The organism is Paenibacillus sp. FSL R7-0163 (assembly GCF_037969975.1).
Lineage (GTDB): Bacteria > Bacillota > Bacilli > Paenibacillales > Paenibacillaceae > Paenibacillus_AQ > Paenibacillus_AQ odorifer.
Genome location: NZ_CP150224.1, coordinates 227,298 through 243,134, shown reverse-complemented (window position 1 = coordinate 243,134; position 15,837 = coordinate 227,298). Strand labels below are relative to the sequence as shown.

The 15,837-nt window shown below is 39.8% G+C and carries 14 protein-coding genes; 1 reads left to right on the top strand and 13 read right to left on the bottom strand.

The features are described 5' to 3' along the window. Window positions 1-719: 719 nt before the first annotated feature. From NST45_RS01115 to NST45_RS01075, 9 genes are all read right to left on the bottom strand, one after another. Window positions 720-2,063 carry a TniQ family protein gene (locus NST45_RS01115; RefSeq protein WP_036685502.1) on the bottom strand — a complete coding sequence of 448 codons (1,344 nt, stop codon included), beginning with the start codon at window positions 2,061-2,063 and terminating at the stop codon, window positions 720-722. Between the two features lie 96 nt (window positions 2,064-2,159). Continuing rightward, entirely contained in the window at window positions 2,160-2,372 is a 213-nt protein-coding gene (locus NST45_RS01110) for a hypothetical protein (protein WP_076141813.1), read from the bottom strand. Beyond that, a complete protein-coding gene (locus tag NST45_RS01105) occupies window positions 2,369-4,177 on the bottom strand; it encodes a TniQ family protein (RefSeq protein ID WP_036685506.1) in 1,809 nt (602 codons plus the stop codon). Before NST45_RS01105 ends, NST45_RS01110 begins: the two co-directional genes overlap by 4 nt. Window positions 4,178-4,206: 29 nt before the next feature. Next, the gene (locus tag NST45_RS01100) at window positions 4,207-4,338 is read right to left on the bottom strand and encodes a hypothetical protein (RefSeq protein WP_256715882.1); all 132 of its coding nucleotides are present in this window, start codon (window positions 4,336-4,338) and stop codon (window positions 4,207-4,209) included. Between the two features lie 98 nt (window positions 4,339-4,436). Further along, window positions 4,437-5,135 (bottom strand): TniB family NTP-binding protein, encoded by a 699-nt coding sequence (locus NST45_RS01095; protein ID WP_036685508.1) that lies wholly within the window; start codon window positions 5,133-5,135, stop codon window positions 4,437-4,439. Between the two features lie 165 nt (window positions 5,136-5,300). After that, on the bottom strand, window positions 5,301-7,223 hold the full coding sequence (locus NST45_RS01090; protein WP_036685509.1) for a Mu transposase C-terminal domain-containing protein: 1,923 nt from the start codon (window positions 7,221-7,223) through the stop codon (window positions 5,301-5,303). Next, the gene (locus NST45_RS01085; RefSeq protein WP_036685511.1) at window positions 7,213-7,953 is read right to left on the bottom strand and encodes a hypothetical protein; all 741 of its coding nucleotides are present in this window, start codon (window positions 7,951-7,953) and stop codon (window positions 7,213-7,215) included. The genes NST45_RS01090 and NST45_RS01085 overlap by 11 nt, the downstream gene beginning before the upstream one ends. Window positions 7,954-8,200: 247 nt before the next feature. After that, window positions 8,201-8,986: an RNA methyltransferase gene (locus tag NST45_RS01080; RefSeq protein ID WP_036685514.1), complete on the bottom strand. Its 786-nt coding sequence runs from the start codon at window positions 8,984-8,986 to the stop codon at window positions 8,201-8,203. A gap of 41 nt (window positions 8,987-9,027) precedes the next feature. Then, complete coding sequence (locus NST45_RS01075) at window positions 9,028-9,687, bottom strand: TrkA family potassium uptake protein (RefSeq protein ID WP_036685517.1); 660 nt, start codon at window positions 9,685-9,687, stop codon at window positions 9,028-9,030. A 234-nt stretch (window positions 9,688-9,921) separates the two neighbouring features. Between NST45_RS01075 and NST45_RS01070 the strand changes: the two genes are divergently transcribed. After that, window positions 9,922-10,158: a small acid-soluble spore protein SspI gene (locus NST45_RS01070; RefSeq protein WP_076130310.1), complete on the top strand. Its 237-nt coding sequence runs from the start codon at window positions 9,922-9,924 to the stop codon at window positions 10,156-10,158. Window positions 10,159-10,258: 100 nt separating this feature from the next. On the opposite strand, the gene NST45_RS01065 is transcribed toward NST45_RS01070, so the two are convergent. The 4 genes from NST45_RS01065 to NST45_RS01050 form a co-directional block, all read right to left on the bottom strand. Next, on the bottom strand, window positions 10,259-11,857 hold the full coding sequence (locus NST45_RS01065; protein ID WP_076130309.1) for a peptide chain release factor 3: 1,599 nt from the start codon (window positions 11,855-11,857) through the stop codon (window positions 10,259-10,261). Window positions 11,858-12,413: 556 nt separating this feature from the next. After that, window positions 12,414-13,964 (bottom strand): glucose-6-phosphate dehydrogenase, encoded by a 1,551-nt coding sequence (zwf, locus tag NST45_RS01060; protein WP_036685526.1) that lies wholly within the window; start codon window positions 13,962-13,964, stop codon window positions 12,414-12,416. A gap of 205 nt (window positions 13,965-14,169) precedes the next feature. Continuing rightward, complete coding sequence (locus NST45_RS01055) at window positions 14,170-14,985, bottom strand: YwmB family TATA-box binding protein (RefSeq protein WP_076213707.1); 816 nt, start codon at window positions 14,983-14,985, stop codon at window positions 14,170-14,172. A gap of 192 nt (window positions 14,986-15,177) precedes the next feature. Next, window positions 15,178-15,831, bottom strand: a complete 654-nt coding sequence (locus NST45_RS01050; protein WP_036685532.1) for a response regulator transcription factor — start codon at window positions 15,829-15,831, stop codon at window positions 15,178-15,180. Window positions 15,832-15,837 lie beyond the last annotated feature (6 nt).

The following is a 15,837-nucleotide window of genomic DNA, read 5'->3' as shown; positions in this document are numbered from 1 at the left end:
CCCACTTGTTCCAGGCCGATGTCTAATCCAAGCAACGCAACCAACTTTACATCACCGGACCCCAGAGATCAGGGGCAGATCATGAAGATCAGAAAATACACTATTTTTGGGACAAGTCCCCATAATATTCCGGACTACGTTTGGGGTTGGGATTTATCTTAGTTTGTCCGGGATACGCCTTATACATCATTTCAGCAAGAATTCTCAGATTTATGGACGTTAGGCTTGATGATAATTAGATGAGACGTACTGCTCATACATCACATGTGTAATCTCGCTTGTTTATTCCAGTTAACTCTTTTTTGATCAACCTCTTTACAAAAATCAGGGTCAACTCTTCTAATTGTGTTACGACACACTTCAAATTGATCAAACAAATCTTTTGATTGTATAATTTCTCCTTCATGTCTAGTAAAATAATTGTTAGCACTCTCTTGAAGCCTAGTGATTAGATTCTGCCCATATTTCAACTGCTGTTGCTGTCTATATGTATTTATGATACTTGTGCAACCTTTGTTTCGAATGGTTGTTGCACTATACCCGACTAACTTAGCAACAACCTCAACCTTTATTTCTTGATCCTTTATAATTAATCGGTCGCAAATATCCCTAATATTTACATATAACGCCTTATCATACATAAATTTTGGATATAAAGATGTTTTTTTTGAAACTAGAATTTTGATTACTTTAGGGTGGTATCTATGAAGTAAATAGTGCTAATCATTGTACCAGTAGTTCAAGCGTTGAATATCATAAATATTTATACCTGCTTGTATGCTTTCAATTACTTTTAACAGCAATGTATCATCTACATCTTTTTCGGAGTATCTATAATTCCCCTTCACTATACCTCTTGAGGAAAAATAAGCAATAATTCTCAGAATCCTATTTCGCTTTAATCCAAATATTTTTTCTTTTTCTGGCCAAGTTAAATTATCCATATTTCTATTTGAAAGAATCTCAAAAGCCCTTATAAAATAAGTTCTCTCTATTAATTCTTTGCTTGAATTCAAGCCATATTCACAACCGCAATCAGGACAAAGAAAATATTGTTTTAGAGTTTGACCATGATGTTGAATATTTTTTGATGCGGTGGCAAACAACCTTCCTTTTAATTCATAGTATTTACACCAAGGAGCTTTACACGTTAAACTATGTTTCTCTTTAACATCATGGTTTAAAAGAGCTGACTTAAATTCATCTGGAGTCTCCATTGTTAAAAAATTTTCTACATTTATATCTCGGGCCTTTAAAATGCTGAGAATGGTCCTTATATGGATTGTATTCTTTTTAGTTGTTCCTCTAGCACACTGTAAAAAATGCACCAAGGTTGTTTCTTTTAAATTACCGCTAATCGCTTTCCTATTAAAGTCGCTTTTACAACCATTAAGTACATACAAGAGCTTTAATGCTAGTTCGCTAGAATCAAAAAGAATCCCTGAAGAATCATTCAAAAGCAAATCAAAGGCTGTTCTATACCATCGATGTTCCAATATAAGTTGGTTTGTAATAACTTCTATAACCTCACTACGCTGCTCACTTAATTCTTTTAAACAATGTGGGCAAATTCCTACTTCTTTTATATCTTTATATTTAATCTTACTTTTACAATAGTGACAATGCTCTAATAGAATTCTATGATGCTTTTCGCAAATCACGATGGGTTCTAATTTCCATAAAAGCCGAATAATACGTTTTTCTTTAAGACAATCCGGGCAATAATGAAATTCATTTCGAAGATACCCCTTTAGAAACATACTATTATAATCCTTACTGTTACCCTTGAATTTTAGAATTATATTAAAACAAGTAGATGATTTCAGTTTTTCTATTAAAGTGCTACTAACAAAACTTAGTCTTCTTAAATCAATCATACTTCCAGGAATAATATCTAATTTATGATAATCACCCGAATGAAGTCTATACTTGCCAACTTTTAACCAGTTAATAACATCGCAAAGAGCTATTCCATTAGCACATGCACAACGTAACAAGAAGCCAAATAGTGACTCCTCTTTTTGTAACATTGGTCTTACTGTAAATCTAACTCTATCATCCATTGAACCCACTCCAAGAGTTTTTAACTATTATTCCCTTGAAATGAGTGTCCTAGACGCACAAACCCTAACGTTAAAAAATTCTCTGTATTAAATGACTTATCTTCCTGTCTCTAATGTTCTAATTGTTTCTTTTACATGTTGTAACACAGGACGATATTTAGTATAGAACTTGTCATAAATCTTTAACTTAATTCCAATTTGACGTACTGAAGGTATCTTATTTTCACTTTCATATTCCGCTAGTATCATTTCATCTGCTATAGTCATAAAACCTTTCATTTTATAAATTCTCATCTTCTCTTTACTCAAAGCAGACTGCTCGGTAATATAATTCGCCAAAGCAGGCATGGATTTCTTAATATCATTTGAGCTTTTCCCGATGTAATTATAAACACTGATAATCTTACTTGATCCATCGTTTTAACATATTCCTGTACCTTATCAAAAAGTTCTGACTCAGTAGCTTGCTTTTGCATTTGTCTTTTTATTTCTTGGACTTTTTTAGAAAAACCATATTTTTGAAAATTAATAAATTCTATATCAAGGGAAGCCGCAATTTCTTTTGTAGTAAGTTCTTCTTCTAAATAAAGAATATCATTTAATGTCTTTTCTATATGGGGTTGGACTTTTAATACTTTTTGCTTATTAATAAATTTATTCTTTTGAGTATACTCAATCCAACGGTATTGTTGGACTACAGGATTATAAAAATGATAAAAAAACTCTATTCCATGCCATCCATACCATTTTTGTGCCTTATAAGTTATTGTCGTAGCTTCTGAATACAACTCTTTGAAACATTCGATTATGTCTAAATCTGATTGCGAATACTTCATATATATTTCTCTCTTATTATCAGGTAATAAATTATACCTCAAAGCATATCCGAGAGCCTGATATAGTTTTCTATATGTAATATCTAATGATATTCGTATTTCTTTCTCACTCTTATCAAACCACAACATGAGAACCACGTTATTTATCAAATCTATATTAGTATCTATTTCTAACCATTGTTTGGTATTCATATTTAATCCATATCTAATTCCACAATTGACACAAATACTAGTGTTCGAAAATTTTTGGTTTTTGAAACTTGAAAAGTGAGTATATGGAATCTCTTTTAATGCGTCCGATTTCTCAAACGTAATGCACCAAGGTGATAGACATTTACGAATCACGCTTTCTTGGACTTTTAATGATTTTATTGAGTTGACATAACTGGCTGGCACTTTCATTTCCACAAAATCTATCATTCTTATTTTCGCTTTATTTAAAATTTTCATTAATTGAGGGAAGGTTACTTTCTGGGGGGATGTTTGATCATTAATAAAACGAAGAATAGAATGTAAAAAGTCGTGTCGTAGAAGTCTTGAAACAAGATTATAGCGATATTGGGTGGGCGATTCCTCTAGTTGTAGTTGTAGAATATAAATTAGAGTGATGCATATCGTTTTCTGCAAGTCTAATCCATCTACTAATCCAGGAAATAATCGTTTTTTTGAATCCAATATATATTTCCATTCATCATACCTTTGATGCATATATTCTTCATTGGCTTCATGAAATTGCTGATTTTCACTAAACAAATAATTTTCACAATGATAACAACGATATGCGCCCAAGTTATTATGTATATATGATTGATCGTGATTACAAATCGGGCAGCTGGTTCTCAACTTAACATTATGTTTAAAGCAAACATCGATATCTCTTACTTGCCACAACATTTGAAAACCAAGGTTTTCCTCAAGACAATGGGTACAAAATTTCCGCTTATTCGATTCTAATAATACTGGCATCAAGGTCAGAAAACTTTCATCAAAGTAAAGACCATAATGATTAAATTTTAATCTTAATGAATCATAAGTCATTTCAAATAAACTTTTCTCTGTTTGCCCAATCAACATAGCTAATCTTTTCATGTCGTGTTTTTGCTGAGGCATAATATCAATTCGAATGGATCGTCTATAGAAAACGTCCATAGATCTTATAGGCTGTACATGTCTTAACAAATCCAAATATAGCACCATATTTGCTCGGCAAGCTCGCATTAGGTAACTACTTAAGGATTCCCCATCTTTGATTTCGGGACGAATTGTAAGACGACTCAATTGTATCATCTCCTTGTAATATGGCCTTTTTATTCCGCATTTTCCGGTCTGATTAAATGGTCGCTTTCACGAAACAGATTAAACTTAGCTTGTTTCAATATATCTACTGTTAATCGAATATTCGAATAATCAACATACTTCTGATCAAATACATTAAGCAATCTGAATGCTTCCTTAATAATCAAATGTAAATATCCAATGCGACCTTGGCAATAGAAATGCAATAAACGAGGAAGACCTGTCGCTTCATCATATAATCCTATGGGAACCGGCGGTTGAATGGCCTCTTCAATTTTTTTAGTAACTCACAGAATTTCTCGTTACAATTATCAAAACGATTAATATGGTCTCTTCCAAATCGTCGGACATATTCGTCCTCCATGATGTGAAGTTTTTCAATTTGAGGGGTTCCTAAACAAACGATACTCACCTGGTGCTCATTTGTTAAATCTTTAAGCATCTCCATTGCTGTTTGGTTATCAAAATTCTTCGTACGCATAATGAAGTTCATCTCGTCAAAAATGATCATTTGAACTTTTTGTTTTTTCAACAATAATAGTACTCGATCTTTTATCATATTAATCCGAGCATCTCGGCGGAAGTTTTCAGTTCCGAGTGCTTTAAGAATCTTTTTATAGAAATCAAGCTGTGTAAATGGATATGGAAGTTTTACATAAAGAACAGGAATGATGTCGATCTCCTCATCATCAACTTTTTTGGTGTATCGAGAAACACTTTTGGCATACCTTTTTCCAATCTGTGGTTTTCCAACGCCTGATAATCCCGTAATAAACAGGTGCCTCGGATCCTTTTCTTCATCATCCTCGTCATCAAACTCATCACGTTCAATATACACTCTCATTGAATCAAGCCGATTCCAAATACGCTTTACTTCGTCATGTTCAATAAATAGTTTATTTATACGACGAGCTAAAACTTTTACTTCTTCACTGCTCATTTTGGTATCCACCTCCACTAGATTGTTCCGCCTTTTTCGCAATCAAATATAACTCTTCTTCGATATTCTGAGCCTTCTTAGCTTGTTGGGTTTGAACTGTTTGATGAGCTTGATATGCGGTAGAGACAACTACCTTTACCCCCTCCATTCTTGCGACAGTTTGTCTTACCTTTTTTTTTCTCTCATCCCTTCACTAATAAATTGAGCCAACCTCTCCCAAGCCCTATGCATATGAGCTTTACCTGGTAGAAGCTTTAATTTGCCTTCCCCTTCATTTCGTAAAAACTGCAGTAATTTTTTGTAAGTATATTGATTTACCCCAACTACAGTTTCGTAAGGAGGGGTTTCACAATAAAGCTCTATGAACTCTTTAGTTTTCGGATGCAGTAAGTATATTTTCGAAATGTCATCAATGTCGTATTTCACTGTATACTTTGTTTTTCTAGTTCCAACAAGGTCATTACACTTATCAGATTTATAGATTTTGTTATCCCAGCGTACCCCATCCCGCGTATATGGTTTTTGGTCCGTTAATAAAAAATCAATTTTATATTTTTCTTCGTCACTTTTATCAATCCACTCAGGATAGCCCACTTCACTAACACTTTCTCTAAATTTCGCCATTGGTGACATGTTATTACCTAGGCCTTTATGTGGACGCAAAGGATAAATATCAACAAAATAATGGACAAGAATTTTACGAAGTTGACTTAAAGTTAAAAATGCATCCTTTTCAGGATTTAGGTCCCCTCTATCTACAATATTGCTTTTCGTTGTACCCATGATGTTGTGTATCAGTTCACTGTTAAGCGTGCCAAACAATCTTTCAATAACTGCCCCGTAATGAGGTATTTTAACCGGCCTATGCATAATCTCAGATTGAAGAGTTTCATTCACTAATCGTTTGATCTCGTTACTTTTAAAATCCATTCCGTTATCAACATAAATGATATTCGGAATACCAAAAAACTCCCATTCCAACTCTGTTCCATATTCATGTTTTGTGTTTTTAGCAAAAACCCCATGTTGAATGGCTTTTCTGACCACATTAATTGACGGATCTTCATGAGATAAATAAAGACACCATGGGCCACGTGAATATACATCGATTCCCAATGTTATCCATGGTCGGTCAATTACAAGACCAGTTGCGTCATCAATGACCTGCATATCTAGTCGAGTATGATCAATCTGTATCATATCCAAACGACATGTGGCCTCTCTGTCTGCGTAACCACGAGCTACTTCGTCATATACTGCTCTGGCTCTCTTCATATTTCGAAGTCGCTCAACAGCCCGTTTTTCAATACGGTCTATAATGTCAGAAATAGTACTATATTTTATATCAGGCTCATTCACTCTTGCACATCGTCGTTCTACAAGTCTGTGAATGGTCGCTTTTGAAACTCGATACTTATTTAAATAATCTTTTTCAATGGTTTCTTTCAGAATCTCGATTTGCTTTACTGTTAGTCGAACAAAGATAGTATCGAGAATGATCTCCGGATGTTCAGGATGACAGATCGTTACCATTTTGTTATCTTTTCTACCGGTATAACCCTTTCCTTTATTCGAAATGAGTCCTGCTAAACCTCGTGATTCTCTTTCTGATTCTGCACGTCGATAATCCGATAAGTAGCGCATAATGCTTGCTCTTGATCCGCCACGTTTTTCTAAGATTCTATTAATTAATTCTTCCTGTTTCAGTACAATAATTTCTTCATTCTCAAGTAAAATATCCTTACATTTGTCGCGAAATTGCGCTATCGCTTGAACATTTCCGGCTTTAATCTTCTCTAGAATAAGAAGTGGTTGTATTAATTCAAACCGCTTACTTACTTCACTTCTTTTGTTGTCATCCAGCTTCGCAATTATATTTCCGTATGTTATTTTTTCTTCTTTCCTCTCAAATTTCATAGTGGATTCAGGTACGAAGGTAGGATGATTCACAAGATCAGTATAAGCTATTTGAAGATCTTCCCCATCTGGCCTTCTTAACCAAAGATTTGGTGGATCTACCCTTACGACCTTGTATATTTTTCCATATAGGCAGCATTCCGAATATAGTCTTAGTTGGTTAAACGCCATACAATGCTCCTCCAGGTATACTGGTAAAAGGAGTATTAGTTTGAGAATTAAATGTGATTTTGCTTTGGGAAGTAATTCTCTCGTTTACATCAGCCATAAATGTTCCTTTGGCAATGAGGTGATATATCAAAGGTTTAATTAAAAGAGGATCACTAATATCAGTGAATGTGGAGGCAAGATATTCTATGGAGCACGATTCAATACAACGCAGTCTATAAGTTACTGATTCATACCAACTCGGGTAGTATTTTCTTTCCTTCAAAAAGCCTTTAAGCAGCTTGAGGTTGTATGATACAGCTTGAGGTAGTTGTTTTGGATATATAACTTGGTATTCCCAACCCTTTTCCAATACGTATGCTCTGCAATACCTATTGCACAGTTCTACATGCTCATCTAGTGTTGCCTCCGGTTCGAGTTTCACTTGATAAAGCAACGGATTTAACCTCTGCTTGAAAACTAGGACATCCGGGACATGAACCCATTCTTCTTTCCCATCGTAAACAGGCACTTCTATTGGCTGAACATAATAACGTATTACTTTGGTATCTAATTCGAGGTAGTAGTAAAAAAGCCGTTCAGATAAAGATTCATATTCAACTGTTCTTCCGTTCTTTACGCTAAAAAAACTCCCTATGATATGGGGGTGAAAGTGACTTCTCCGATTATTCACTTTGCGTTTAGGACTGTACAACATGTCTTCATTGTTCCATACATGATTTTCCCATTCCACAAGCACACCTCATTTCAGAAAGTATCAATTATAAGCGTAATATCCAATTTATATTTCTACTATATCTATTACCCACTAATTCCAGTGTTATACCCACAACAAAATAAAAAAAACAGTAGCAGCAAGGTTTTGCTACTACTGTTTTTTTTATTAGTCTCAAACATATCACCAAAAAAGTCTCAGTTATCGATCCAATTAGTCTCAAGTATAGCCGTTACTCACAAACTACGTTACAAACGGTGACAATTTATCCCCGCTGTCTCATTCCCTCAAACAGCAAAATCGTCGCCGCCATTGCGGCGTTCAGCGATTCCGCGCGGCCTGCCATCGGGATGATGATACTCTTGTCCACGAGTCGCGCCGTTTCCGGCGAGATGCCTTTTCCTTCGCTGCCAATCAGCAGCCACTGGCTGCCCTGGAAATCGTGCTCATAGCACGATTCTTCGCCCTGCAGCGAAGTGCTCACCAGCAGCGCCCCATTTTCCCGGGCCTGTGGCAAAATCTCACTTAACTCTCCCTCCACCACCGGAAGATGGAACATCGAGCCCATCGTGGAACGGATGGTCTTCGGATTATAGAGGTCAGCACAGCCTTGTCCGAGGATCACTCCGTCTGCTCCCGCTGCATCCGCACTGCGGATGATGGTGCCGACATTGCCCGGATCCTGCACGCCGTCCAGCACAACCACAAGGCTATCCTTCTTCGCTAGGATAGCTTCTACAGCCTGCTGTTCCTTCCGCACGATGGCGAACACCGGCTGCGGCGTATTGGTGCTGCTGCATTTTGAGATGATCGCCGCCGAAACGCCAATCACTTCCATTCCCTGAACGGCCTGAAGCAGCCCCTTAAGTTCAGCAGGCATTCCTTTGTCGAGGTCATAAGCAAGGCATTCCACATCTGCTTCAGCCAGCAGTGCTTCCTGAACCAGATGAACGCCCTCTACGATATATTTACGAGCCTTGTCACGATGCTTTTTCTCCTGTAACCCGGCCCACTCTTTAACCCGCGTATTTTGCGGAGACATGATTTCCATAAAGTCTTCCTTTCTTCTGCCTTGCCATTTATTCTTTGTTCCTACTGATACGCCATCTCCAGCTTCGTCAAATTATCCTTATGCCCAACAATAACAAGGATATCGCCATCGATCAGGCGATCCTCTGCACGGGGAGAGATGTTCATTTCTTCACCTTGGCGGATGGCCATTACGTTGCAGCCAAATCTTGCGCGGATGTCGAGCTCCTGTAGATTTTTTCCGAGCATCGGTCCGGATACCTTCATATCCAGAATACTGTAGTCCGGCGACAGCTCAATATAATCCAATATATTAGGCGAAGCAAGATGATGCGCAACCCGCATTCCCATATCCCGTTCAGGATAAATCACCTTGTCCGCACCAATTTTGCTTAATACTTTGCCGTGCAGTTCACCTTTGGCTTTTGCCAGAATTGCAGGCACACCCAGGTCTTTTAGGATAAGTGTTGTCAGGATGCTAGCTTGAATGTCCTCGCCAATGGCTACAACCACCACATCAAAATTGCGAATACCAAGGGCACGCAGCGCCTCCTCATCCGTGGAATCTGCAGATACGGCATGAGTTACAATACTTGAAATTTCCTGTGTTCGCTGCTCGTCAGCATCAATCGCAAGTACATCAAACCCCATGCCGCTGAGCGCCTTAGCAACACTAGATCCGAAACGCCCCATACCGATGACGGCATATTGTTTTTTGGCCATGTCTATGTACCTCCCGTAGCATTCTATATCTCAAACAGTATAGCATAAGCCAAGAAGAAACGTCATTGCCGTCCTTACGGATGACAACCGTTTCTCGTAGAAATATAAGGATGATATATATGTGTCAAACTTATACTATCTTATATTTGGACAAAAACTTGAATTTCCAGCACCTTTGCAGGGCACATTATAACGAGGTCAATATCACTATATTTTCAAAAAAGGAGGTACATTATGCCCGTTACCATTGACTTGCGCCAGGCGATTATTCATAAAGTGCACGGTCAATCTGAAGAGGATTTACGTCATATGATTGAAGGCTCTGTGGATGGTCCGGAGGCAGCACTCCCGGGACTTGGCGCCGTGTTCGAAATGATCTGGAAGGATTTAGATCCCGCTAAGCAAGATAGGTTGGTTACCATGCTACATGATCACCTGGAGACTATTACCCCTGGGGATATCACATCGTAAACTGACCGCAACTAGTCAAAAACCTCCGCTCACCATGGTGTAACTTCACCTATGGAGGCGGAGGTTTTATTATTACATTCAGAAAGTTATAGCGTCCTAATTATAGTAATGCTTTTGGAGCCATTTCCAGGAATTTAGCTGTCGGGTTCTTATCCATCGCTGTCCGCATAGCATATTCGTTCTCGAACAACACGACAAAATTGCCCTTCTTATCCGTCACCAACGTTGAGTTGATTCTGAATTTGCTCGCATCCGGCTTAGTATCATCTACGATCCAACGTGCAAACTGGTATGGCATTCTCTGCAACTGAACATCCACACCATATTCACCCTTCATGCGGTACTCAAACACTTCAAACTGCAGTTGTCCAACTACACCGAGCAAAATATCGTCAAAGTTGACCGTGCGGAACACCTGAATCATGCCCTCTTCAGTCAGCTGATCGACACCCTTCTGGAACTGCTTCGATTTCAATGCATTTTTAATACTCACTTTAGCAAAAATCTCTGGTGAGAACGTTGGCAGCTCATCGAATTCCATATCTCCTGCTTGGCTCAAGGTATCACCAATTCTAAAAATACCTGGATCAAACAGACCGATGATATCTCCCGGATAAGCTTCCTCTACGATATCGCGGTCCTGCGCCAAAAATTGCTGTGGTTGCGCCAGCTTGATATCTTTACCGGCACGTACATGCTTCACGCTCATACCCCGTTCGAATTTCCCGGACACAATACGCAGGAAAGCAATCCGGTCACGGTGAGCCGGGTTCATGTTCGCTTGAATTTTGAACACATAACCAGTGAATTTCTCATTCGTTGGTTCTACTACCCCTATAGTACTGCGGCGTGGTTCAGGCTTCGGTGCCAGATCCAAGAAATTATCGAGGAAAGTCTGTACACCAAAATTGTTGATCGCACTGCCAAAGAACACAGGTGTGAGTTCACCACTTAATACTTTTTCATAGTCAAAAGCATCGCCTGCTACATCCAGCAGCTCCAGATCCTGACACAGTTGATCATGCAGATACTCTCCAGCCATTTCACGAATGATTGGATCACGGTATCCGTCAACCTTTTGAACCTTGATTACGGAGTGATCGTCACCTTGGAACAGCTCTACCTGATTTTTCATCCGGTCATATACGCCGCATAGCTCACGTCCACTACCGATCGGCCAGTTCATTGGCACAGAACGAATACCAAGAACCTGCTCCAGCTCTTCCATCAGATCAAACGGGCTACGTCCTTCACGGTCCAGCTTGTTAATAAAGGTGAAAATCGGAATGCCCCGTTTAGCACATACCTGAAACAGTTTGGTAGTTTGGGCTTCCACACCTTTTGCCACGTCAATAAGCATGACCGCACTATCCGCTGCAGTTAGGGTACGATAGGTGTCCTCACTGAAGTCTTGGTGACCCGGTGTATCCAAAATGTTCACGCGATGATTCAAATAATCAAACTGCATTACGGAAGACGTTACAGAAATCCCCCGCTGCTTCTCAATTTCCATCCAGTCACTCGTCGCATGTTTATTCGCTTTACGGGCCTTAACCGTTCCCGCCAGACGGATCGCGCCACCGAATAACAGCAGTTTCTCCGTTAAAGTTGTTTTACCCGCATCCGGGTGGGAAATGATCGCAAAGGTTCTGCGTCTATCCACTTCCTTTTGCAGCTTCTGATCTATTGCTTTGTTCATTACACATATCCCTTCATATATAAAATTCCTGCTTCTGCTTCAATTACACTGGGGTTCATCAAATCGGTGCTCTGCTCATTGTTCATACCCCTTCATTTCTGAATGAATAGCTCTTAGGTCTAGCTCCAGTCCGCTTCAAGTGAAAGCATCCTCTAAAGTATATCAAAATCCGGCAGACATTATCTACTAAAAAGCGCGTGCCGCAAAATATCTCCCGAATGGTCTGGATTATGATCCCCACATATCATTGCTCAAAAAAATAGATGTATTTCCTACAGTTACTTGAAGTATTAGCATTTTCATTAGCCTTTAGTTGCATTTGATGCAATTAAAATTAAGTTGTGCACGCTTTTCCGCCTTATCCGGTGATTATAGTTGCAGAAAATACATCTAAAAGACTAATCATAACGAGATAAGCGATTTTAATTGTACAAAGTGCAGTTATTAGAAAAGTGCCCAGATCCCCCAAACACCGTCTGAAGTCCAATCTTTTAGATCTTAGCATTACAAAAAATCTCCCTGCATCCTCTGCAGGGAGATAGCATTAACTCAAGGTTTAGTTATTCTTCAGCCAAACCACATTATCTTCATCTTGGCCGTTTACAGGCCACCAATGGAAACCTTCTTTAGCAAGCAGTTCATCTGCTTCCACTGGACCCCAAGAGCCAGCAGGATAAGAAGATAAGTCGCTAGACTCTTCGCTCCATGCTTTTGCAATACGATCCACGAACGACCATGCCGAGGATACCTCATCCCAACGAGTGAAATAAGTTGAATCTCCGCGTGCCGCATCATGTAGCAAGCGCTCATATGCTTCCGGAGAATTGATTCCAACCAGGCAGCTCTGACAGAAGTCCATAGCCAGCGGTTGAATCTCAGACTCGGAACCCGGTTTCTTGGCATTAATCTTTACGTAAATGCCTTCCATTGGGTTCACACGGATTACAAGGAGGTTAGGCTCAAGTTTATGCTTTTGTCCCAAATAAACGTTGGTTGGCATACCTTTGAACTCAACTACCACTTCCGTCGTCTTCACCGGGAGACGTTTACCTGTACGGATGTAGAAAGGAACTCCAGCCCAGCGGAAGTTATCTACAAATACACGGGCAGCAAAATACGTCTCTGTATTCGACTCAGGATCAACCTTATCTTCCTGACGGTAAGCAGGAAGGGTTTTGCCTTGGTGTAAGCCTTGAATATATTGTGCTCTTACGACATTCTCACGAACCTCATCAGATGTCGCATAAGGACGAAGGGAACGAAGTACCTTCACTTTCTCATCACGAATATCTTCTGCGAGCAGACGGCTTGGTGGTTCCATAGCAATCATAGTCAGTAGTTGCAGTATATGATTCTGGCCCATGTCCCGTAAGGCTCCCGCATGGTCATAGTAACCACCGCGTTCTTCTACACCTACGGTTTCGCCAAGTGTAATTTGAATATTGGCAATATGTTTATTATTCCAGAGCGGTTCGAAAAAAGCATTAGCAAAACGAATCACTTCGATATTCTGTACCATTTCTTTACCAAGATAGTGGTCAATCCGGTAAATTTCCTCTTCTTTGAAGACCTGACGAATCTGTTCGTTCAGCTGTTCAGCCGACTCCAGATTATAGCCAAAAGGCTTCTCAATTACGAGGCGATTCCAACCCGTACTATCCAGCATCCCGCCAGCTTTAAGGTTGAAGGAGACACTGCCGAATAATTCAGGCGCCAGCGCAAGATAGAACATCCGATTGCCCGGAATACTGAATTTCTCTTCAAGAACTTCAGTTTGTGCTCTTAGCTCGCGGAAACCATCAATATTGTTTATGTCCAGAGATTTGTATTCGAAATGCTGTACAAATTCATTCCATTCGCTCTCTTCTCCCGCTTTGTAACGGCAGAATTCAAGGATGGATTCCTTCACATCACTTCTAAATTCTTCCTGAGTACGCGGGCGCCGCGCCACGCCAATTACCGCAAAATCTTGTGCCAGCTTACCTTCACGGTACAAGCTGTAAATCGCCGGGAAAAGCTTACGCCGGGCTAAGTCTCCGGTTGCCCCAAAGATAAAAAAGACAGCACCGGGTGTGTGCAGTGCATCAAGGGTTTGATTTTCAGCCATGGCTCCTCATCTTTCTGTATGTAATATAGTTTATTGACATGCTCAGCGTCGATACTAACATAAGGTGAATAACGACGTTATGTCATTTTAGCATATTCCTAAAAAGGATGCTATCACATTCCTGACAAATACTCTCGGGATTTCGCAAATTTCAATTAATATTTCTTATTATTAACTAAACCTGCGCTTATATAAGAGAAAAATGTCAATATTCGATGGTTATTAAAGGAAAGCCTATAGTTACGCGGTTTGTCCCCTTCTGATCTTCATGATGCACTGCGATTTGGGCAGAAACTGACTGATTTCCACTCATCACAGAGCGATTCAAATTAGGAATCGAGTACGTACGGCTAACCGTTGAGATATCCTTGTAGCTTTCTCCTCCGGTCACAGCTTCAAACCGGTCATGCATCAATGACTCCGTCTGTGCTAGAACTTTTTCAGGTGCTCCCTGTTCTTGCGCGCTTCCTTGAAGGGATACATTCCATTCGGCCTTAATTTTATTCTGTTCAAGAATCATACTTACTTCACGAGCAGCCGCTTGAAAGCCAGCTTCATTTTGCAGATCAGCCGTATCTAACGTTACAATCACATAACTGTTTCCTGCACTAAGCTCACTCCAAAATAAGGAGAGCCGCGATTCATATGGTTTTACAGCTTCTGTACGATAAGTCATATGTCCATCTTCCTCAGTACCTGCCGGTACAGTCAATCCGAGGTTTGTACTTAGCTTAGCAACTTCGGCAGACAGGTCCGCGTAATCGCTGCTTTCTCCCTGCCACTTTAACACTAGACGCAGCGGTGAATCAGAAACGGTTGTTTCTTTTCCGAGATCTATTAAACTCACAAGAGCATGATTCAGTTCGGCTCCTATTGAAGCTTGGTTAACGCCCTCATCAGGAACGGTTGAATTCGCTTTAACACTTTGCAGATTAACTAGCAGAGCCGCAGCGCAGCACACGATTATCATTATTAAAAAAGTCCCTTTTTTTGTTCCGTTGTTCAGCTTCATCTTCCGCATATGTCATTCTCCCTTCGAACCTCTCTAGCAATCTACTAGACAGTATGTTCGAATTAGGAGATTCTATACCTGAAATATTCCCACAAAGAGAGGGATTTGTTTCAATGCGTACTCAGATACTTTGTGGAGGCCCCAAAACTACTTTCTTATATTATAAAAAAAGACTGAAGCAGAGGCTTCAGTCCTTTGTTGTTATTCAGCTAGTCCATTTTTATATGCATAAATTGCTGCTTGGGTCCGGTCTTCTACGCCCAGCTTCGCGAGAATATTCGTCACATGAAATTTCACAGTTTTGATTCCAATAATTAGTTGATCGGCAATATCCTGATTGGATTTACCTTGCGCCAACAGACGTAATACTTCCATCTCGCGCTCCGTAAGCTCTTTATAAGCAGGTGATTCTCCTTTTGCATTGTTTCGAAAACGGTTCATCATTTTAGAGGCCACCTGTGACTCAAGCACAGACTGTCCTCTTGCAGCAGCGCGGATCGCATCCGCCACTTCACTAGCCCGCGAAGTCTTCAGCAGGTAACTAAAGGCGCCTGCTTCAATAACAGGATACATCTTTTCATCGTCCAAATAGCTTGTAAGAACAATAACTTTGATCTCTGGGTACTGCTTCATCAGCTGTTTAGTCGTTTCTATGCCATCCATACCATCCATTACGAGATCCATTAAGACCACATCGGGATTGTACTCCTGAGCCAGCCGAATACCTTCTTCTCCACTTCCAGCTTCACCTACGACCTCAATTCCATCCTCGGTACCTAAAACAGCTGCTAGTCCGATCCGTACCATTTCATGATCATCTACGAGTAGTACTTTAATTGCTTCCTCCATCTCCATGGTTAC